Raw genomic sequence first — 19,352 nt, forward strand, 5'->3', positions numbered from 1 at the left:
TGCGATCGTCAATCACCCGATCGTCTGAGGGGCTCCGCCATGTCAACAGCCAAGGTCGCCGCCGACCCGCCCGTCCACGCCGCACCGGCCCCGCCTCCCGCGGCGGCGACCGCCGCCCGCGGTCGCTGGTGGACGCTCGGCATCGTCTCGATCGCCACCTTCATGCTGATGCTCGACCTCACCGTGGTGAACGTCGCGCTGCCCGACCTGCGGACCACGCTCGGTGCCGACTTCTCCGCCCTCCAGTGGGTCATGGACGCCTACGCGCTGACCCTCGCCGCGTTCCTGCTCACCGGCGGTTCGCTCGCCGACCGGCTCGGGCGCAAGCGCGTCTACATCGCCGGATTCGCGATCTTCACGGCCGCCTCGCTGGCCTGCGGAGCGGCGCAGGGCATCGTCGCCCTCAATGTGGCGCGCGGTGTGCAGGGGGTCGGCGCGGCGATCCTGTTCGCCGTCGGCCCGGCGCTGATCGGGCAGGAGTTCCGGGGCAAGGACCGGGCGATGGCGTTCGGCGTCTTCGGCGGGGTCTCCGGCCTGGCCATCGCCTTCGGGCCGCTGATCGGCGGGGCGCTGACCGACGGGATCGGCTGGCGCTGGATCTTCCTGGTGAACGTCCCGATCGGCATCGTGGCCATGGTGCTCGGCACGCTGCGGATCACCGAGTCCCGCGACCCGTCCGCCCACCGGGTGGACTGGGCCGGCCTGCTGGTCTTCTCGGCGGCGCTGACGCTGCTGGTGCTGGGCTTCCTGCGCGGTGAGAACCAGGGCTGGGCGAGCGCGATGATCATCGGGACCTTCGCCGCGGCGGCCGCGCTGCTGGTGGTCTTCACGCTGATCGAGCGGCGGTTGGGCGAGGCGGCGATGCTCGACCTCGGGCTCTTCCGCAACGTCACCTTCATCGGGATCTCGGTGACCACCCTGCTGGCCAACGCGGCCGGGATGTCCGCGATCTTCCTCCAGGTCTCCTACATGCAGAACGTCCTGGGCTTCTCGCCGCTCGCCACCGGCGTGCGCTTCCTGCCGATGACGCTGATGCTCTTCGTGGCGGCCGCGGTCACCGGCGGCCTCACCGTCCGGGTCCCGCAGCGGCTGCTGGTGGGGATCGGGACCGGGCTGATCTCGACCGGGCTCTTCCTGGTCACGCTGGTCCACCCGAGTAGCGCGTGGACGGCGCTGCTGCCGAGCATGCTGGTCACCGGGCTCGGGATGGGGATGTTCAACCCGCCGCGCAGCTCGCTGGCCATCGGTGTCGCCGAGCCCGCCAAGGCGGGGATGGCGGCCGGGATCGGCGAGACCTTCCAGCAGGTCGGCATAGCGATCGGGATCGCCGGGTTCGGCGCACTCTTCCAGCACCGGGTGTCGGCGGCCTTCGCGGCGTCGCCGGCCGGTTCGCAGCTCGGGGCGCAGGCCCAGCAGGCCGGCAAGGCCGTCGCGGCCGGCGCCGGGAACGAGCTCGCCACCACGGTGCCCGCCGCGCTGGCCGCCCCGGTCCGGGAGGCGGCCCGGGTGGCCTTCGTGCACGGGCTCGGCGACGTCCTGGTGGGCGGCGGCGCGGTGGCGGCGGTGGGCGCGCTGGTCGCCTTCCTCTTCATCCGCACCCGCGATCTGCACGAGAGCGCGCTGGCGGGAGCGGAGAGCGCTGGGCACTGAGAGCCCGCACCGGGCCGACCGGGCGTATACATCCGGTCGGCCGCTCCATTGAGCATCGAAATCGCCGATGATAGATTTTCGAAGAGTTCATGGGACTGCGGCAGTACCGGCCAGGAGCCCCGGACTCCCGATGGATGGGAGATCCCCGATGGCCCGTAAGAGCACCGCGACCGTCGAGACCGCCGCCGCAGCCACCCCGATGCCGGGCACCCCGCGCCCGGACTTCCCGCTGGCCGACCACACCGGCGTCCTGCTCACCAAGGCCGGCATGGTGATCCAGGAGGACGTCGACCTGGCGCTCTCCGCCAAAGGGTTCCGGCTGCGCACCTTCCTGGTGCTGGCCGCCCTGTCCGGTGGGGCGGAGCTCTCGCAGCAGGACCTTAGCCGGGCCGTCAACCTGGACCCGACGACGATGGTGTCGCTGATCGACGAGTTGGAGCAGGCGGGCCAGGTCGAGCGCCGGCGCAATCCGGCCGACCGCCGCCGCTACATCCTGGGTCTCACCGAGAAGGGCCGGCAGGCGATGGCCGAGGCCGAGGTGGTGGCCAGCGAGGCCGAGCAGGTCTTCTTCGCCCGCCTGCCGCCGGGTCAGCGCGAGCTGCTGCACACGATGCTCGGCACGGTGCTGGAGAACCGCTGGCCGAGCGCCGTCTGCTACTGAACCGGCTGCTGTGGGGCTGACGGCCCGGGTGATCCGCGGATCGCCCGGGCCGTTGGCGATTATTGACATAAAGTCATTGTAAATAGGACATTCAGGTACAATAATCCGCAGCCCGGAGACGTTGACTCGACAGAACGGCCCACCCCGCCCATGGCCACTCCCTCTGCCCTAGCCGCCGCGCCGCGCCTCCCGCCGACGGGTCCGGTCAGATCCGGACGCAACGTCGAACTGGTCCTGGTGCTCGCCGCGGTAGGGATCGCGGTCTTCGGCTACGTCGAGGTGGGCGTCAACATCGACGGCCGCGCGCCGTCCGACGCGGCCTCCTACGGCGCGGCACTGGCCGCCCTCGCCCTGCTGGCGCACGGCGTGATCCGCTGGAAGGCCCGGTACGCCGACCCGCTGCTGCTGCCGCTCGCGATCCTGCTGAACGGGATCGGACTGGTCGTCATCTACCGCCTGGACCGGGCCACTCCGAGCAGCCACGTGGCGCCCACCCAACTGCTCTGGTCCACCCTCGGGGTGGCGCTCTGCCTGGCCGTGATCCTGGTGCTGCGCGACCACCGAATCCTCCAGCGCTACGCCTACATCGGCGCGCTGGCGGCGCTGGTGCTGCTGATCCTGCCGATCTTCTTCCCCCCGGTCTACGGCTCGCGGATCTGGGTCACCGTCGGCCCGCTCTCCTTCCAGCCGGGCGAGTTCGCCAAGATCCTGCTGGCGGTCTTCTTCGCCGCCTACCTCGCCGTGCACCGCGACGCGCTCGCGCTGACGGGCCGGCAGATCTGGCGCTGGCAGCTGCCGCGCGGCCGGGTGATCGGCCCGGTGCTGCTGGTCTGGGCCGCCTTCGTCGGGGTGCTGGTGCTGGAGACCGACCTGGGCACCTCGCTGCTGCTCTTCGGCCTCTTCGTGGTGATGCTGTACGTGGCCACCGCCCGCAGCGGCTGGATCACCATCGGCCTGCTGCTCGCCTCGGTGGGCGCCGTCACGGTGGGCTGGCTCTCGCCGCACGTGCACAGCCGGGTGGTCGACTGGCTGCACCCGCTGGCCAGCATCTCGGCCGGGCAGGGGGCCAACCAGATCGCCCAGTCGCTGTTCGCCTTCGCGGCGGGCGGCATCCTGGGCACCGGCCTGGGTCTCGGGCACTCGATCCTGATCGGGTTCGCCGCCAAGTCCGACTTCATCCTGGCCACCATCGGCGAGGAACTCGGCCTGGTCGGCCTGACCGGCCTCTTCCTGCTCTACGCCCTGCTGGTCTCCCGCGGCGTCAGGACCGGGATCGCGCTGCGCGACCCGTTCGGTCGGCTGCTGGCGATCGGTCTGGCCGCGCTGATCGCCATCCAGGTCTTCGTGGTGGCCGGCGGCGTACTGGACCTGATCCCGCTGACCGGCCTCACGCTGCCGTTCATCGCGCAGGGCGGCTCCTCCGTGGTGACCAACTGGATCATCATCGCCCTGCTGGTCCGGATGAGTGACATCGCCCGCCGCCCGCCGTCCACCGAGGAGGTCTGATGGCCAAGCCCCGCAAGCCCCAGCGACGCCACGGCATCTCGACCACCGGCCGCCGGGCCGGCACGTTCTGCCTGCTGCTGGTCCTCGCGCTGATCGGCCAGGCCACCTGGATCCAGGTGTTCCAGGCCAAGGCGTACGACGACAACGCGGCCAACCAGCGCACCGCGATCCAGCGCTACGCCCAGCCGCGCGGCAACATCCTGGTCGGCGGCACGCCGATCACCGGATCGGCGCCCACCGGCGGCCGGTTCGACTTCAAGCGGACCTACACCGACGGCTCGCAGTACGCCGCCGTCACCGGCTTCTCCTCGCAGATCTACGGCAACACCCAGCTGGAGGGCACCGAGGACAGCCTGCTCTCGGGCACCGACAACCGGCTGGCCGGTTGGGCGCTCTGGGACGAGATCTCGCGCAAACAGAACCCCGGCGGCGACGTCTACACGACCATCAGCAAGGCCGCCCAGCAGGCCGCGATGCAGGGTCTGGGCAACCAGAAGGGCGCGGTGGCCGCGATCGAGCCGAGCACCGGCCGGATCCTTGCGCTGGCCAGCACCCCCAGTTACGACCCCGGCTCGTTCGCCGGCTCCGGCTCCGGCGACCAGAACGCCTGGAACGCGTTGCAGGCCGACACCAACCAGCCGATGCTCAACCGGGCGCTGCGCCAGACCTACCCGCCCGGCTCGACGTTCAAGGTGGTCACCGCCGCGGCCGCGCTGGCGAACGGGACGGTGACCGACATCAACGCGCCCACCGGCGCCCCGTCCCCGTACGTGCTGCCAGGCACCACCACCACGCTGGTCAACGACACCAGCGCCTGCGACCGCTCGGGCCTGACGCTCGACACCGCGATGGTGCTCTCCTGCAACAGCGTGCTGGGCTATCTGGGCGTGCAGACCGGCCTGGACAAGATGACCGCGATGGCCGAGAACTTCGGCTTCAACGACGCCAAGCTCGACATCCCGGTGCGGGCCGCCCGGAGCAACTTCGACACCCGGATGAACCAGTCGCAGGTCGCGCTCTCCTCGATCGGCCAGTTCGACACCGCGGCGACCCCGCTGGTGATGGCGATGGTCGCGGCGGGCGTCGCCAACAACGGCACGGTGATGTATCCACAGCTTGTGGACAAGCTGACCAAGGCCGACGGCACCACGGTCCAGCTGATGAAGCCGAGCACCTACAAGCAGGCGACGAGCCCGGCGGTGGCCGGCCAGGTGCAGCAGCTGATGACCGACGTGGTGGAGAACGGCACCGGGCGCAACGCCCGGATCAGCGGTGCCACCGTCGGCGGGAAGACCGGTACGGCCCAGCACGGGGTGGACAACTCCGGTACGCCGTACGCGTGGTTCATCTCCTGGGCGAAGCCCGCCGGATCCTCCGCCGTGCCGCCGGTCGCGGTGGCCGTGGTGATCGCTGACAGTAACGCCACCGACGTCACCGGCGGTGGGCTGGCCGCGCCGATCGCCAAATCCGTGATGCAGGCCGTGCTCCAAGATCACTGACAGTCGCGGACCGGCCGGGAGGCCCTAGCTGCTTTCGGCCGCTCTTGGCTAGCCCCCGCAGTGTGAGGACAGCGGGTACCCAGCGGCCATAACCTTCCCCCATGGTGACCACCCGTACCTCCGGAGCGCCCCGCCGTCGTGGCCGCTTCGGCCGGCGGCGCAGCGCGCTGCCGCACTCCGGACGGTCCGTACGGCATCCCGGGGCGCACCCGGCAGGCCACCGGCCCGAGGCCTGGACCGAGCGGCACCCGTTGCAGGGGATTCCGCGGCAACGGCCCATCGACGGCACCGACCAGAGGCAGCGTCCGGCGGGGCGGGTGCCGCTGATCGAGCGGCTCGCGGCCCGGGCCGCCGGTCTCGTCGACCGGCGCGCCGTTCACCTGATCGGATGTCTGATCGCCGCGGGTTGGGCGGCGGCCTTCCCGCTGGTCTCCAACTTGCCGAACCAGAAGCTCTGGGGCATGGTCGCGGCCCCCGCCTACCTGCTGGCCGGTCTGGCCGTCTGCACCCTGCCGCGCCGGTTCGCCGGCCGGGCGGCGGCGGGGATCGCGCTGCTCGGCGCCGTCCTGCTACCGCTGGGCGTGCTGGCCGCGCAGGGCCGCCACCAGTCCGAGGTGATGGTGGTCGAGCGCTCCGCCCGGCTGCTGCTGCACACCGGAAGCCCGTACCTGGCGCACCCGGTGCGGGTCACCGACTTCAACCCGTACCTGCCCGCCATGACGCTCTTCGGCATGCCCCGGGCACTGCTCGGCTCGGGCAACCCGGTGGCGCTGGTGCTGGGCGACGCGCGGATCTGGTTCGCCCTCACCTTCCTCGGCTGCCTGGTCGTCAGCTGGCGGCTGCTCAGACCGGCCCGCGGCTACTCGCCGCTGATGCCGCTGGGCGTGCTCACCGGCTCGCCGCTGATCGCGCTGACGCTGGCGGTCGGCGGGGTGGACCTGCCGCTGATCGGCGTCTGCTGCCTGGCGATGGCGCTGGCCGCGCGGGACAGGACGATCGCCGCCGGACTCGTGCTGGCCTTCGCCTGCACCCTGAAGTGGACCGCCTGGCCCGCCCTGCCGGTCGCCGTCCTGCTGGTCTGGCGGCTGTACGGGCGCCGTCCGGCCGCGCGCACCGCGCTGACCGGGCTGCTGGCGAGCGGGGCCGTGATCCTGCCCTTCCTCTTCACCCAGGCCCAGGAGCTCAAGGACCAGGTGATCCGCTTTCCGCTGGGCCTGGCGGCCGTGCAGACCCCGGCCGGCAGCCCGCTGCCCGGCAAGGTGCTGGCCGACCTGGGCCCGGTCGGCCACACGGTCTCGCTGGTCCTGCTGGTGCTGGGCGGCGCGGCGGTGGCGGTCCGGCTGGTGCTGCGGCCGCCGACCTCGGCGGTGGCGGCCGCCGACCTGCTGGCCGCCGGGCTCACGGTGGCGTTCATGCTCGCGCCGGCCGGCCGGTTCGGGTATCTCGCGCTGCCGGCCGTGCTGGCGATCTGGCCCCGGCTGGCCGCCCGCAGCTGGACCGGCCGCCGTCCGCGGGCCGGAGCGGCGGCGGACGAAGGTGCCGGGGTCGCCGTCGTGTCCTAAGTGATGATGGGTTAAGAAGTTCTCGACGTCGAGGTCCGACCCGAGCAGTGACGAGGAGTCCAGCATGGCCGAGCAGCAGTCCTCCGGCGGCAGGCGTCCAGGTCGGCGCCGCTTCCTCGGGCTGGCCGGCGCCGCCGCCGCGGGTGCCGGCCTGGCGGCCTGCGGACCCGGCGGGCGCACGCCCTCCTCGGCGGCGATCGGCGTCGGGGGCGCCCCCGGCACACCCAGCGGATCCGCCTCGGCGAGCCCCACCGGCGAGGCGAGCCGCCCCGGCAACGCCGACTGGCGGATCACCAACGCGGGACCGGACCGGGCCATCGAGGGCTGGGCCGACCGGGTGAGCGTGCTGCCGGGCGACAGCGTCGGACTGCACGTCTCCACCACCGCGCCCGGGTTCACGATCTCCGCCTACCGGATGGGCTGGTACGGCGGCGCCCGGGCCCGCCTGGTCTGGAAGTCCGGCTCGCTGCCCGGCAGCAGGCAGCCGGCCGGCGCCGTCGACAAGAAGACCCGGATGGTCTCCACCGCCTGGCCGAAGACCACCACCGTCGACACCGCGGGCTGGCCCGAGGGCAGCTACCTGCTGCGCCTGGACGCGGACGGCGGCGCGGGTCAGCGCTACGTCCCGCTCACCGTCCGCTCGGCGAGCACCCAGGGCAGGACCGTCATCGTCAACGCGGTCGCCACCTGGCAGGCGTACAACACCTGGGGCGGCTACAACCTCTACAACGGGCCGACCGGCGGCTACCCGACCCGCTCGCTGGTGGCCTCCTTCGACCGCCCGTACGAGGAGTACAGCGGCGCCGGGCTCTTCATGGTCTACGAGACCCCGCTGATCGCCCTGGCCGAGCGGCTCGGCCTGCCGCTCGCGTACACCACCAACATCGACCTGGCCGGCGACCCGAACCTGCTGCACGGCGCCGCCGCGATCCTGTCGCTCGGCCACGACGAGTACTGGTCGCCCGAGCAGCGCGCGAACGTCACCGCCGCCCGCGACGCCGGGACGAACCTGGCCATCCTCGGCGCCAACTGCTGCTTCCGGCGGGTGCGCTACGAGCCCTCGCCGATCGGTCCCGACCGCACGGTGGTCTGCTACAAGACCTCCTACAAGGACGACCCCGGCTTCGCCGCCGGCCACCCACCGACCAACGACTACCGGGTCGCCCCGAGCGCCGACCCGGAGAGCTCGCTGCTCGGCGTGATCTACGACGGCTACCCGGTGGACGAGCCGTACGTGGTGACCAACCCCGGGCACTGGCTCTTCGAGGGCAGTGGCGTGCAGGCCGGCGACAGCTTCCCGCACCTGGTGGGCGTCGAGTACGACCGGGTGAACACCGGCTGGCCCACGCCCAAGCCGATCGAGATCCTGGCGCACTCCCCGGTCACCTGCGAGGGCCGCAAGAGCTTCAGCGACAGCGCGTACTACACCGTCCCCAGCGGCGCCGGCGTCTTCGCCAGCGGCACCATGCGCTGGGTGGAGGCGCTGGACGCGACCGGCGACGGCTCGTCGGGCGAGGACCACTCGATGGACGCCAAGGCCGGGGCGCTCACCCAGAAGGTCACCGAGAACCTGCTGCGGGCCTTCGCCGCCGGCCCGGCGGGCAAGGCCCACCCGGCCCAGGACAACACCGCCGCCGTCTACGGCAAGGCATAAGCCCTTACGGCCTCAGCCCTTGTTGCCGAGCTTGAGCACCTCGGCCGCCGCCGGCGCGGCGGAGTCGGCGCCGAAGCCGCCGCCGATCACCTCGACGGAGACCGCCAGGTTGTCGCGGAACGCGGTGAACCAGCTGTTGGTGGGCTTGCCGGTGACCTCGGCGGTGCCGGTCTTGGCGCCGATGTCGCCGCTCAGCCCGGCCATCGCCTTGACCGCGGTGCCGTCCAGGCTCGCCTGGGTGGTCCCGGCCATCAGGGTGCGCAGCTTGGCCAGCACGTCGGGGCTGAGCTGACGGGCGGCGGCGACCTGCGGGAGCCCGGCGACCAGGATCGGCTGCTTGAAGGTGCCGTTCTGGACGGTCGCCGCGACCGAGGCCATCGCCAGCGGGTTCATCAGGACGTTGCCCTGGCCGATGTACTCGACGGCGGTCTCGTCCTTGCTCTGCCCGGCCGGCGGGACCACGCCGTCGGCGCTGGGGAAGCCGGTCTTCCAGGCCGGGCCGATGCCGAAGACGTCCTGCGCGGTGGAGGCCAGCGTGCCGGACTTGAGGGTCGCCGTCGCCTGCTTGATGAAGGCGGTGTTGCAGGAGATCGCGAAGTCGTGGGCGAAGGTGAAGTCCAGATGGTCGCCGTCGAAGTCGTTCTTGATCGTCTGGCCGGTGGTCACGGTAGCCGGGCACGGCATGGTGGCGTTCGGGTCGATCCCGGCCTCCAGCAGCGCGGTGGCGGTGATCACCTTCATCGTCGAGCCGGGGGCGTTGCGGCCCTGGAAGGCGGTGTTGAAGCCGGTGGCGGGCGCGTTGGCGACGGCCAGGATGTGCCCGGTGCTCGGCTCGACGGCGACCGCCCCGGCCGGGGTGCCCTTGGCGTACTGCTCCTTGACGGCCTGCTCGGCCGCGGCCTGGAGGGTGGCGTCGATGGTCAGCTTCAGCGGCTTGCCGGGCTTGGGGGCGGCGACGGTGAAGAGCGACTGGGCCGCCTTCTTGCCGCTGTCGTCCGTGATCACCACGGCGGTGCCGGCGTCGGCCGGGTCGCCGGTGGGCGCACCCTGCTGGTACTTCGCCAGGATCTGGGAGAGCGAGGGGAAGGCCGCGAGCGACTTGCCGTTGCGGTCGACGACGCTGGTCGGCGGGGCGAAGACCGGCTGGGTGGTGATGGTCTCGCCCGCGCCCAGCTGCGGGTTGATCACCGTCGGCGCCCAGTGCACGGCGGCCGTGCCGTCGCTCATCTTCACCAGGCCCAGGTAGCCGGTGTACTGCCAGACGTTGGTGGTGTTGGCGAACTCGGCCTTGGACCGGTAGCTCAGCAGCACCTGGTTGGCCGGCGCGGCCGAGGCCGAGGCGGCGGCACTGGGCGAGGGGGACGCGGAGGCGCTCGGGGCCGCAGAGGAGGACGGCGCGGCGGTGGCCGAGGCGAACGCGGCGGGCGTGGCCGGGCCGCCGGCGACCAGGGTCAGCGCGCTCGGCTTGACCTTGTCCTGGAAGGCGGTCAGCGCGGTCAGCGCGTTCTGCGGGTCGTCGGTCAGCTGCGAGGCACCGGCCAGGTCGCCCTTGGCCCAGTCGGCCAGGAAGGCGGCTGCCCCGCTGGCCGCGAGGTCCGCGGACGGCGCCTCGGCGACCACCGTGCGGGCCTTGGGGCCCTTGGTGCCGCTCTTGGAGTCCGAGCCGACCAGGGTGTAGGCGCCGTACCCGCCGGCTCCGACCATCGCGACCAGGACGGAGCTGACGATGGCAGTCTTCGCGCCGTTGCGCATGGTGGTGGTCCCCCTGGGGTATCCGGACGGTCGGCCGTCAGGACAGCCTAAACGGGTGATTCCGTGCACCCACGAAAGGGCACGCACTCGTGACAGAGCTGGTACACGGGCCGCGGGGGCGGGATTCAGATCCAGCTGGTGAACCACATCCGGTTGTTCCAGTCCTGCCAGGGGATGGTCTGGCCGGTGTAGAGCGGGAAGAAGTACAGGAAGTTCCACATCACCGCGAGCACCAGCGCCCCGGCGGCCACGCCGCCCACCGTGCGCCGCTCGCGGGTCGCCGTGGCGGGTCCGATCATCGCCCCGATCAGCATGGTCACCGCCAGCACCAGGAACGGCACGAAGGCGACCGCGTAGAAGAGGAAGATGGTCCGCTGCTGGTACTCGAACCACGGCAGGTACCCGGCGCCGAGCCCGCAGAGCACCGCGCCCGCCCGCCAGTCGCGCCGCAGCGCCCAGCGGTAGAGGCAGTAGAGCAGCGCGACGAGCCCGGCCCACCAGAGGATCGGCGTGCCGATCGCGAGCACCTCGGCGGCGCACTGGTTGGCCTTGCAGCCGCTGATCCCGAGCTTGGGGGACTCGTAGTAGAAGGAGACGGGTCGGCCGAGCAGCAGCCAGCTCCACGGGTTGGACTGGTAGATGTGCGGGCTGTGCAGGTTGATATTGAAGTCGTACATCTGGCCGTGGTAGTGCCAGAGCGAGCGCAGTGCGGCCGGCACCCAGGTCATGTCCACCTGGAACGGCATCCGTACCTTGCCCAGCACCGGCAGCGAGACGAACTCCGACGAGAGACCGGCCCGGTGCGCCGCCCAGTCCCTGCCGTACCCGCCCTTGCCGGGCACGTCGCTGCTGGCCAGCCAGCCGGCCCAGGAGGAGATGTAGACGACCACCGCGGCGACCACGATCGAGGCGAAGGCCGGCAGGCCGTCGCGCAGGGCCGCCGACCAGTGCGAGCGCCGGCCGCCGGCCAGTCGCCGCGCCCCCGCGTCCCAGAAGACCGTCAGCAGACCGAAGAAGGCGGCCACGTACATCCCGCTCCACTTGGTGGAGCAGGCCAGGCCGACGCAGACCCCGGCGGCCAGCCGGTACGGCCGCCAGCCCAGCCGCATCGTGTGGGCGAGCAGCGCGTCGGGGCCGTCCGGGAGCAGTCGGGCGATCCTGGCCCGGGTGTGGTCGCGATCGATCAGCAGGAAGCCGAAGGCGGCCAGGATCCAGAACATGACGATCAGGTCGAGCAGCGAGGTCCGGCTCATCACGAAGTGCAGGCCGTCCACCGAGAGCAGCAGCCCGGCCACGCACCCCAGCAGGGTGGAGCGGAACAGCCGGCGGCCGATCCGGGCGATCATCAGGATCGACAGGGTGCCCAGCACGGCGAGCATGAACCGCCAGCCGAACGGGTGCATCCCGAACAGCTGCTCACCCACTCCTATGATCCACTTCCCGACCGGCGGGTGGACGATGAAGGACGGGTCGCTCTGGTACGGGATCGGCTGATGCGGCGTCAGCAGCTGGGAGTTGGCGTTCTCGGGCCAGTTGGTCTCGTAGCCGCCCCGCCAGAGCGCGTAGGCGTCCTTGGCGTAGTACGTCTCGTCGAAGATGACCGCGTTCGGGCCGCCCAGGTTGGTGAACCGCAGCACGCCGCCGAACAGTGCCACCGCCAGCGGGCCCAGCCAGCCCGACCAGCGGCAGAGCCAGCTCCACAGCCCGGCGGGCAGCCGCACGCCGAACCGTGCCAGCAGCAGCGAGGGCGCCACGACGTCGGGCGTCACCCCCGGGCCGTCCGGCATCGGCGGCACCAGCCGCTCGGCGAAGGGGGTCCGGTCGGGCGCGCGGTAGCCGAGGCCGGCCAGCCGACCGGACCAGCCGCCGCGTACCGGCCGTTCTGACGCGCCGTCCGGTCGCGGCGCCGGCACGCCGGATGCCGCCGGGGCCGGAGTGGTCTCCACCACCACCGCTGTCTCTGCTGCCGTCTCGCCACTCACCCGCACATCGTAGGGGCGGGTCCTGAAAGCAGAACCCCGCCCCGGGAAGCTGCCCGGTTCGCGACCTTTCTCCGTGCGCTGCGAGGATGGGCGGGTGACAGGTGTACTGGTGTTGGCAGGAACTCCCATCGGCGACGTCTCGGACGCCCCGCCCCGACTGATCGCCGAACTCGGCTCGGCGGACGTGATCGCGGCCGAGGACACCCGACGGCTGCGCCGGCTCACCCAGGCGCTCGGCGTCACGCCGACCGGACGGGTGCTCTCCTACTTCGAGGGCAACGAGGTCGGCCGCACCCCAGAACTGGTCGAGGCGCTCGTCGGCGGCGCCCGGGTGCTGCTGGTGACGGACGCCGGGATGCCCTCGGTCTCCGACCCCGGCTACCGCCTGGTGGCCGCCGCCGTCGCCGCGGACATCAAGGTCACCGCGGTGCCCGGCCCGTCCGCGGTGCTCACCGCGCTGGCCCTGTCCGGGCTGCCGGTGGACCGCTTCACCTTCGAGGGCTTCCTGCCGCGCAAGGCCGGCGACCGGGCCCGGCAGCTCGCCGAGGTCGCCGCCGAACCGCGCACCATGGTCTTCTTCGAGGCCCCGCACCGGATCGCCGAGGCGCTCGACGCGATGGCGGAGGCGTTCGGCGCGGACCGCCCCGCCGCGGTCTGCCGGGAGCTGACCAAGACCTACGAGGAGATCAAGCGCGGCCCGATCGGCGAGTTGGCCGCCTGGGCCGCCGACGGCGTGCGCGGCGAGATCACCGTGGTGGTCGCCGGCGCTCCGCCGGCCGCTCCGCAGGAGCTGGGCCCGGCCGAGCTGGCCCGCCGGGTCACCGTACGGGAGGAGGCCGGGGAGAGCCGCAAGGAGGCCATCGCGGCGGTCGCCGCCGACCTGGGCCTGCCCAAGCGCGAGGTCTTCGACGCGGTGGTGGCGGCCAAGACCGGCGCGAAGAGCGCCGGCTGAGGCGGTGCCTCTCGCGGCGCACGCGCGTACGGTGGGAGGAAGGCGCCGCCCCGCGTACGCCGGTGACGAGTCGATCCGACGTGCGCCGTGAGCGCCTGCGAAAAGGTAAAGCGAAGCCCCCGTAAACCCCTGCTGAGCTGCGGTTTCGAGGGGTCTTCGTACAGGAATCCCCAACACCGGGCCAAGTCTCGGCAAGCCGGGCATCGCCGCAGACCGCCTGGGCATTCCATCGGATGGAAAGACCCGCACCGGACGAACGTCCGGCGGGCGCTGGGAGACCGCGATGAGCGAGACAATCGGTAGCCCTCTGGGCGGCACGCCGCTGACCGGCCTCAAGGAGGCCGCGGACGAGGACCGTGCCCCCAACCCCGGACCCGGCGGCCCGACGGCCCGGCCCTCCATGGCCGCCATGGCGGAGCGGCCGCGACCGAGGGCCGAGACGGTCCGGGAGGCCTACTCCTTCGCCTGCCTGAGCTGTGCCTACGGCTGGGAGCAGGCGTACGACATCGAGCACTACCGGGCGAGCGACGGCCACACGGTGATCCAGTACCACGCCAACGGCGTCCGGGTGCCCTCGCCGCTGCTCCAGCCGAGCTGTCCGGGGTGCGGCGGTCACACGGTGCGGATCATGCGGGCCGGCCGGGTCGCCTCGGCCGAGCACTCCTCGCACTCCGCCCCCGGCTACGCCGCGCACGGCGAGCCGGCCCCGATCACCGACCAGGCGCCGCCCGCGGTGCGCGGGCACTGGTACCAGTTCTGGCTGCCGAAGCCGTAGCCCCGGCCCTTGTCGGCGCCGCCCTCGCACCCCAGGTGGTCCGAGGGCGGCGCTAGGCTGGGTGACCATGGCTGCCAAGGACGTCGACCGCGCAACCCCGCCCCCGCTGCCCGCTCCGCTCGCGGTGGCGGTGGCCGACTCGCACACCCACCTGGACATGCAGTCCGGCACCCCGGCCGAGAGCCTGGCCAAGGCGGCCTCGGTGGGCGTGAGCACCGTCGTCCAGGTCGGCTGCGACCTGCCCAGCTCGCGCTGGGCCGCGGAGCTGGCCGCCGAGTACGAGCAGGTGCACGCGGCCGTCGCGCTGCACCCCAACGAGGCGCCGCGGCTGGTGCTGGGCGACGGCGACGGCTGGTCCGGGCAGAGCAGGACCGCCGGCGGGTCGTCGGCGCTGGACGAGGCGCTGGCCGAGATCGACCGGCTGGCGGCGCTGCCGCAGGTCCGGGCCGTCGGCGAGACCGGCCTGGACTACTTCCGCACCGGCCCGGAGGGCGTGGACATCCAGAAGGAGTCCTTCCGCCGGCACATCGAGATCGCCAAGCGGCACGGCAAGGCCCTGGTGATCCACGACCGGGACGCCCACGAGGACGTCATCGCGCTGCTGCTCGCCGAGGGCGCTCCCGAGCGGACGATCTTCCACTGCTTCTCCGGCGACGCCGAGATGGCCAAGATCTGCGCCGAGCACGGCTGGTACCTGTCCTTCGCCGGGCCGGTCACCTTCAAGGCCAACCAGCCGCTGCGCGACGCGTTGGCCGTCACCCCGCCGGACCGGGTGCTGGTCGAGACCGACGCGCCGTTCCTCACCCCGCACCCGTACCGCGGCCGCCCCAACGCGCCATACCTGATCCCGGTCACACTGCGGGCGATGGCGCTGTCGCTGGGCCTGGGGGAGGACGAACTCGCCACCGCCGTCGCGGCGAACACCGCGCGTGCCTTCGGGTACGGGCAGGCCTGATCGCCCGGCGCCCGTATCCTTACCCGGTGAGCACCACCGATCCCACCCCCGACACTGTCCTTCTGGGCGCCTCCGACATCCGGGAGCTGGCCGCGACCCTCGGGGTCCGGCCGACCAAGCAGCGCGGACAGAACTTCGTGATCGACGGCAACACGGTGCGCCGCATCGTGCGTGCCGCCGAGGTGACCGCCGAGGACGCCGTGGTCGAGGTCGGCCCCGGGCTCGGCTCGCTGACCCTGGCGCTGCTGGACGTCGCCGCGCACGTCACCGCCGTGGAGATCGACCCGCTGCTCGCCCAGCACCTGCCGACCACCGTCGCCGCCCGGCTGCCCGCGCGCGCCAAGGACTTCGACCTGGTCCTGAGCGACGCGATGGAGGTCACCGAGCTGCCCGGCCCGGCGCCGACCGCGCTGGTCGCCAACCTGCCCTACAACGTCGCCGTCCCGGTGCTGCTGCACATGCTGGCCACCTTCCCCAGCATCGAGCGCTCGCTGGTGATGGTGCAGTCCGAGGTCGCCGACCGGCTCGCCGCCAAGCCCGGCAACAAGGTCTACGGCGTGCCGTCGGTCAAGGCCAACTGGTACGCCCAGGTCAAGCGCGCAGGTGCGATCGGCCGCAACGTCTTCTGGCCCGCGCCGAACGTCGACTCCGGCCTGGTCTCGCTGATCCGCCGCGACCCGCCGGTCACCACCGCCACCCGTCGCGAGGTCTTCGCCGTCGTCGACGCCGCCTTCGCCCAGCGCCGCAAGACGCTGCGTGCGGCGCTGGCCGGCTGGGCAGGCTCGCCGGCCGCCGCCGAGGAGGCCCTGGCGGCCGCCGGCATCGACCACAAGCTGCGCGGCGAGATGCTCACGGTGGAGCAGTTCGCCGCGATCGCCGAGCACAAGCCGAAGGCGCCGGTGCTGTGACTCCTCGTTCGGTGGTCACGGTGCGGGTGCCCGCGAAGGTCAACGTGCAGCTGGCCGTAGGCGGCCGCCGAGCGGACGGGTTCCACGAGCTCGCCAACGTCTTCTTCGCCGTCGCCCTCGGCGACCTGGTGACCGCCTCGCCCGGCAGCCCCGGCAGCGGCGTGATGCTGACCTGCGCCGGGCCGGACGCCGACCTCGTCCCGCTGGACGACAGCAACCTCGCCGCCCGGGCCGCCCACCTGCTGGCCGCCCACCACGGCGTCGAGGCGGACGTCCGGCTGCACATCGCCAAGGAGATCCCGGTGGCCGGCGGGATGGCCGGCGGCAGCGCCGACGGTGCCGCCGCGCTGGTCGCCTGCGACGCGCTCTGGGAGCTCGCCACCCCGCTGCCGGTGCTGCTGGCGCTCGCCGCGGAACTCGGCTCGGACGTCCCGTTCGCGCTGCTCGGCGGCGTTGCCCTGGGCCGCGGCCGGGGCGAGCTGCTCACCCCCGTGCCGGTCGACGGCACCTTCCACTGGGTTTTCGCGGTCGCCGACGGCGGCCTCTCCACGCCCGCCGTCTTCCACGAGTGCGACCGCCTGCGCGACGAGGCCGGGACGGGCTCCGCCGACAGCGACGTCCCCGCGCCCGAGGCCGACCCGGCGCTGCTCGCGGCGCTGGCCGGCGGCGACGCCGTCGCGCTGGCCGCCGCGCTCGGCAACGACCTGCAGGCCGCCGCGCTCTCGCTGCGCCCGGCGCTGGCGGCCACCCTGCGGGCCGGTGCCGAGGCCGGGGCGCTCGGGGTGCTGGTCTCCGGGTCCGGACCGACCTGCGCCTTCCTCGCCAAGGACGCCGAAGCCGCCGAGGCGGTCGCGAGCGCGCTGCGGGCCTCCGGGACCTGCCGGGCGGCGCACGCCACCTACGGGCCGGTCGCGGGCGCGGAGGTTCTGCCGCAGGCGTGAGTCGGGGCGATCCCGGTGCGGCCGGGGAGTCTGTCGGCGCCGACTACTCTTGGGAGATCCAGTCCACCGATCCCAGGAGCGCAGCGCACGTGGCCGTGAACCTCGCCACCATCGAATCCGTGACGAAGGTCTACGGCACCCGAGCCCTTCTCGACGGGGTCAGCCTCGGCGTCAGCGAAGGCGACCGGATCGGCGTCGTCGGCCGCAACGGTGACGGCAAGACCACCCTGATCCGGATGCTCGCCCTGCTGGAGGAGCCCGACAAGGGCCGGATCACGCACTCCGGCGGCCTCCAGCTCGCCGTCCTCACGCAGCACGACTCGCTCGACCCCAAGGCCACCATCCGGCACGAGGTGATCGCCGACCGCGCCGACCACCAGTGGCTGGGCGACGCCCGGATCCGCGACATCATCCAGGGCCTGTTCGGCGGCCTGGACCTGCCCGGCTTCCCGCAGGGCCTGGACACCGTGATCGGCCCGCTCTCCGGTGGCGAGCGCCGCCGGATCGCGCTGGCCAAGTTGCTGCTCGGCGAGCACGACCTGATCGTCCTGGACGAGCCCACCAACCACCTCGACGTCGAGGGCATCGCCTGGCTCGCCCAGCACCTGCAGAACCGGCGCTCCGCGCTGGTCTGCGTCACCCACGACCGGTGGTTCCTGGACCAGGTCTGCACCCGGATGTGGGACGTCCAGCGCGGCGAGGTCCGCGAGTACGAGGGCGGCTACTCCGACTACGTCTTCGCCCGGGCCGAGCGCTCGCGGATCGAGGCGACCGAGGAGAGCAAGCGGCAGAACCTGGCCCGCAAGGAGCTCGCCTGGCTGCGCCGCGGTGCCCCCGCCCGTACCGCCAAGCCGCGCTACCGGATCGAGGCGGCCAACGCGCTGATCGCCGACGTCCCCGAGCCGCGCGACAAGAGCGAGCTGATGAAGTTCGCCAACGCCCGACTGGGCCGCACGGTCTTCGAGTTGGAGGACGTCACCGTCAAGGCCGGCCCCAAGCTCCTGCTGGAGCAGCTGACCTGGAACCTCGGCCCCGGCGACCGGATCGGCCTGCTGGGCGTCAACGGCGCCGGCAAGACCTCGCTGCTGCGGGCCATGCAGGCCGCGTACAACTCGCAGGGCGACGTGCAGCCGGCCTCCGGCGTGATCAAGGTCGGCAAGACCGTGCGGCTCGCCTACCTCTCCCAGGAGATCGCCGAACTCGACCCCGCCGTGCGGGTGTTGCAGGCCGTCGAGCAGGTGCGCGGGCGGGTCGACCTCGGCAAGGGCCGGGAGATGAGCGCCGGCCAGCTCTGCGAGCAGTTCGGCTTCACCAAGGACAAGCAGTGGACGCCGGTCGGCGACCTCTCCGGTGGCGAGCGCCGCCGCCTGCAGCTGCTGCGCCTGCTGATGGACGAGCCCAACGTGCTCTTCCTCGACGAGCCCACCAACGACCTGGACATCGAGACCCTCAACCAGCTGGAGGACCTGCTCGACGGCTGGCCCGGCTCGATGATCGTGATCAGCCACGACCGGTTCTTCATCGAGCGGACCACCGACACCGTGCAGGCGCTGCTCGGCGACGGCCGGATGCGGATGCTGCCCAAGGGCGTTGACGAGTACCTGGAGCGGCGCGCGAAGATCGCCGCAGCTGCCCTGTCGGCCGTCCCCGCGGCTGCCGCGAAGCCGGTCGGGGACACCCGGGCGGCGAAGAAGGAACTGCAGCGGATCGAGCGTCAGATCGTCAAGATCGACCAGCAGGAGCGCAAGCTGCACGACCAACTGGCCGAGCACGCCTCGGACTTCTCCAAGGTTGCGGAGCTGGATGCCCAGCTGCGCAAGGTCAAGGAGGAGAAGGAGGAGCTGGAGCTCGCCTGGATGGAGCTGGCTGAGGACGTCTGAGCTGAGCTGATCTGAGCCTGAGCACAGCCGCCTGTCGGCCGGTCAGTCCGGCAGGCGGCTCAGGGGCTCGGAGTCGGGGTCGGAGTCGGTGTCGGCTGGTCGCTCGACCAGAACGGGTCGTCGTACTTCGGGATGATGTCCGGGTTGCCGTTGGACATGGTCGGCTCGGGGGTGGGCGTGCCGAACGGGTCATGACCGGTGATCACCGGGATCGGGCTGACGGATACCTCGAAGGTGATGTTGTCCGCGGCCCCGATAGTGAAGCCGATACTCGCACCGCCTGGGATGTCGGCGAACATCGCGGGCTGATTCGGGTTGACCTTCGCGATGTGGTAGCCCTTGGCCTTCCAGCTGCGCTCCAGCAGCCCCAGCAGGGCACCGAACTTGGCCTTGGAGACCTTGGTCATGATGTAGCGGGCCTGCGAGGCCGTCGCATAACCGCCGTCCTGCTCGGTGGAGTCCGGCCAGGCGTCCCAGTACCGCAGCGGCGGCTTGATGTCGGAGGTCGCGTCGTCGAGCAGTGCCTGAAGCTTCTGAACGGCCTGGTCGGGGGTCATCAGCGCCTTCTGCTGGTGGGATCCTCCTGCGCTGGAGCTGGAGCTGGAGCTGGAGCTGGAGCAGGAGCTGGCGCCCAGGGTAAGCACCAGCACGACGGCCACGGCACCGAGGCGTCGT

General features: G+C 72.3%; 15 protein-coding genes. 12 read left to right on the forward strand and 3 right to left on the reverse strand.

Features of this window, described 5'->3' with window-relative positions:
* Positions 1-39: 39 nt before the first annotated feature.
* The 6 genes from P3T37_RS28570 to P3T37_RS28595 all read left to right on the forward strand — a co-directional run bounded on the left by P3T37_RS28570 (position 40) and on the right by P3T37_RS28595 (position 8,532).
* The gene (locus P3T37_RS28570) at positions 40-1,650 is read left to right on the forward strand and encodes an MFS transporter (protein ID WP_280726799.1); all 1,611 of its coding nucleotides are present in this window, start codon (positions 40-42) and stop codon (positions 1,648-1,650) included.
* Positions 1,651-1,798: 148 nt separating this feature from the next.
* Positions 1,799-2,311, forward strand: coding sequence for a MarR family winged helix-turn-helix transcriptional regulator (locus tag P3T37_RS28575; protein ID WP_280726800.1), 513 nt, complete (start codon positions 1,799-1,801; stop codon positions 2,309-2,311).
* A 150-nt stretch (positions 2,312-2,461) separates the two neighbouring features.
* Positions 2,462-3,817, forward strand: a complete 1,356-nt coding sequence (locus P3T37_RS28580; protein ID WP_280726801.1) for an FtsW/RodA/SpoVE family cell cycle protein — start codon at positions 2,462-2,464, stop codon at positions 3,815-3,817.
* Positions 3,817-5,316 carry a penicillin-binding transpeptidase domain-containing protein gene (locus tag P3T37_RS28585; RefSeq protein ID WP_280726802.1) on the forward strand — a complete coding sequence of 500 codons (1,500 nt, stop codon included), beginning with the start codon at positions 3,817-3,819 and terminating at the stop codon, positions 5,314-5,316. Before P3T37_RS28580 ends, P3T37_RS28585 begins: the two co-directional genes overlap by 1 nt.
* Positions 5,317-5,417: 101 nt before the next feature.
* Positions 5,418-6,878 (forward strand): glycosyltransferase 87 family protein, encoded by a 1,461-nt coding sequence (locus P3T37_RS28590; protein WP_280726803.1) that lies wholly within the window; start codon positions 5,418-5,420, stop codon positions 6,876-6,878.
* Between the two features lie 64 nt (positions 6,879-6,942).
* Entirely contained in the window at positions 6,943-8,532 is a 1,590-nt protein-coding gene (locus tag P3T37_RS28595; protein ID WP_280726804.1) for a N,N-dimethylformamidase beta subunit family domain-containing protein, read from the forward strand.
* 12 nt (positions 8,533-8,544) lie between these two features.
* Here P3T37_RS28595 and P3T37_RS28600 read toward each other — a convergent pair whose 3' ends face one another.
* Both P3T37_RS28600 and P3T37_RS28605 read right to left on the reverse strand, forming a co-directional pair.
* A complete protein-coding gene (locus P3T37_RS28600) occupies positions 8,545-10,284 on the reverse strand; it encodes a penicillin-binding transpeptidase domain-containing protein (protein ID WP_280726805.1) in 1,740 nt (579 codons plus the stop codon).
* A 125-nt stretch (positions 10,285-10,409) separates the two neighbouring features.
* A complete protein-coding gene (locus P3T37_RS28605) occupies positions 10,410-12,266 on the reverse strand; it encodes a phospholipid carrier-dependent glycosyltransferase (RefSeq protein ID WP_280726806.1) in 1,857 nt (618 codons plus the stop codon).
* 94 nt (positions 12,267-12,360) lie between these two features.
* Here P3T37_RS28605 and rsmI point away from each other — a divergent pair, with 94 nt between their 5' ends.
* The 6 genes from rsmI (at position 12,361) to P3T37_RS28635 (ending at position 18,677) form a co-directional block, all read left to right on the forward strand.
* Positions 12,361-13,218 (forward strand): 16S rRNA (cytidine(1402)-2'-O)-methyltransferase, encoded by an 858-nt coding sequence (gene rsmI, locus P3T37_RS28610; protein WP_280726807.1) that lies wholly within the window; start codon positions 12,361-12,363, stop codon positions 13,216-13,218.
* Positions 13,219-13,618: 400 nt separating this feature from the next.
* The gene (locus tag P3T37_RS28615) at positions 13,619-13,993 is read left to right on the forward strand and encodes a hypothetical protein (RefSeq protein WP_280726872.1); all 375 of its coding nucleotides are present in this window, start codon (positions 13,619-13,621) and stop codon (positions 13,991-13,993) included.
* 67 nt (positions 13,994-14,060) lie between these two features.
* A complete protein-coding gene (locus P3T37_RS28620) occupies positions 14,061-14,948 on the forward strand; it encodes a TatD family hydrolase (protein ID WP_280726808.1) in 888 nt (295 codons plus the stop codon).
* 26 nt (positions 14,949-14,974) lie between these two features.
* A complete protein-coding gene (gene rsmA, locus P3T37_RS28625; protein WP_280726809.1) occupies positions 14,975-15,856 on the forward strand; it encodes a 16S rRNA (adenine(1518)-N(6)/adenine(1519)-N(6))-dimethyltransferase RsmA in 882 nt (293 codons plus the stop codon).
* Complete coding sequence (locus P3T37_RS28630) at positions 15,853-16,797, forward strand: 4-(cytidine 5'-diphospho)-2-C-methyl-D-erythritol kinase (protein WP_280726810.1); 945 nt, start codon at positions 15,853-15,855, stop codon at positions 16,795-16,797. The genes rsmA and P3T37_RS28630 overlap by 4 nt, the downstream gene beginning before the upstream one ends.
* An 89-nt stretch (positions 16,798-16,886) precedes the next feature.
* On the forward strand, positions 16,887-18,677 hold the full coding sequence (locus tag P3T37_RS28635; RefSeq protein ID WP_280726811.1) for an ABC-F family ATP-binding cassette domain-containing protein: 1,791 nt from the start codon (positions 16,887-16,889) through the stop codon (positions 18,675-18,677).
* Positions 18,678-18,736: 59 nt separating this feature from the next.
* Here the strand turns inward: P3T37_RS28635 and P3T37_RS28640 are convergent, their stop codons facing one another.
* Positions 18,737-19,327 carry a hypothetical protein gene (locus tag P3T37_RS28640; RefSeq protein WP_280726812.1) on the reverse strand — a complete coding sequence of 197 codons (591 nt, stop codon included), beginning with the start codon at positions 19,325-19,327 and terminating at the stop codon, positions 18,737-18,739.
* Positions 19,328-19,352 lie beyond the last annotated feature (25 nt).

The organism is Kitasatospora sp. MAA4 (assembly GCF_029893355.1).
Classification (GTDB): Bacteria; Actinomycetota; Actinomycetes; order Streptomycetales; family Streptomycetaceae; genus Kitasatospora.